Annotated in this window: 1 protein-coding gene; it reads right to left on the minus strand. The window is 71.0% G+C overall.

The features are described 5' to 3' along the window. A partial coding sequence (locus tag VF202_09675; GenBank protein HEX7040370.1) for a hypothetical protein occupies nt 1-1,589 on the minus strand: 1,589 nt, incomplete at its 3' end. Nucleotides 1,590-1,600 lie beyond the last annotated feature (11 nt).

Below are 1,600 nucleotides of genomic sequence, written 5' to 3' on the forward strand. Positions count from 1 at the left end.
TCCGCCATCGCCTGCCGAAGCACCTGCAACAGCGCCTGCAGGAACGCCAGACGCCCCTCGAGCGCGGCGAGGAGCGCCGCGTCCGGACCTGCGGCGATCTGCGCCTGGATGCTGGCGATCTCAGCCTCAGCGGCCCGAGCAGCGGCGCGGACGCTCAACTCGTCAGTGAGGTCCGGCATGATGTTCGCGGCGACCTCAGCGTTCAGGTCGGCGAGCGCCTGCCGCGCTTCACGCAGGGCGGCGACGAGCTCGTAGTAGAGGTCGCTGCCCTCCGTGATCTTCGGCAGGATCCGCTCGATGCTCGTGATCTGCTCCTCGAGCGCCGCGCGGACGTCATCCCGCGTGGCTTCACCGAGCTCACGCTGCGCTTCGGTCAGGCGAACGACTACTCCCCGCGCTCGGTCAAGCACGCCGACGTAGCGGCTGGTGGTGGTCGTGCCCAGGTTCAGGTTGGCCAGCGACTGCCTGACGTACGCGCGGCTGGCGCGCGCGTTGTCGATCTCCGCCTGCGTGAGCTCGATGATGCCGGTCCGCGTGCGCGTCAGGAGACCCATCAGCGGCGCTGCGCTCGGGTCGTCACCGAGTTCGTTCAGGCGCTCGACGAGCGCCGCCTCGAGCTCGCGGAGTCCCTCGAGGGTGCCGTCCTTGATCTCGCGGCTGACGCTCAACCCGAGACTGTGCGCTTCGGCCGTGACGGCGCTAGCTGCCGCCCTGGCTTCCGCCAAGGCCCGCCGGCCGTCCTCGAGGAGCGGCGCCCTGGCGGCGTCACGCTCAGCCTGCCGAGCGCGTTCCCGCGCCTCCATGCGAGCCCTGAGGTTCGCGCCCGTCACCGTGCGCGGGAACGCGTCCTCCTCGACCCTGGCCCTCTCCTCGGCGATCCGCTGCAGCGCCGGCAGGGTCTCCTGCTCCCACGCCTCCTGAGCGGCCTCGGCTTCCTCGCGGGCTCGCGTGCGCTGCCTGGCGCGGAGGTTCGCGCCCGTCACCGTGCGCGGGAACGCGTCCTCCTCGAGCCGGCCGCGGTTCACGTCCCTGATCGCCTGCAGCTGCTCGGCGCCTGCCCTCTCCAGGCGCGTGAGCTCGTCGAGAAACGCGCCGCGCGCCTGCAGGACGGCTCGGGACTGGTCGGGGTTGGTGACCCGCCCGTACAGGCCGTCGAGGCGCCGCACGTGCGCTTCGATCGCGTCGACGTACTGCTCGTGCGTGAGCTCGCCTTGCTCGTACGAGAGCTTCAGGCGCTGCAGGTCCCGCTGCACACGGCTCGCCTCGTCGATGAGCGGGTCCTTCGGACGCTCATCGATGCTTTCGTTCACGTCCCTGTTCGAGTCGGCAAGGTCCCTGTTCGAGTCGGCAAGGTCCCTGTTCGAGTCCGCCTGCTCTTCCGTCGCCGCCGGGTCCGCGCCCGGCACTCCCTTCGCCGCGGCGTTCTGCGCCCGCAAGGTCCGGAAGTACGCTTCTCGCCGGCGGATCTGCTCGTCGAGCGCAGCGATCTCCGGATCGAGAACCTCCGCGACGAACAGGCGGTCATCGTCATCCACCGCGCCCGGGCCGCCCATGCCGACGCCCTGCAGGACCTCTTCACGCTCCCGCACGAGCTCCGCGC

Source organism: Trueperaceae bacterium (assembly GCA_036381035.1).
Lineage (GTDB): Bacteria > Deinococcota > Deinococci > Deinococcales > Trueperaceae > DASRWD01.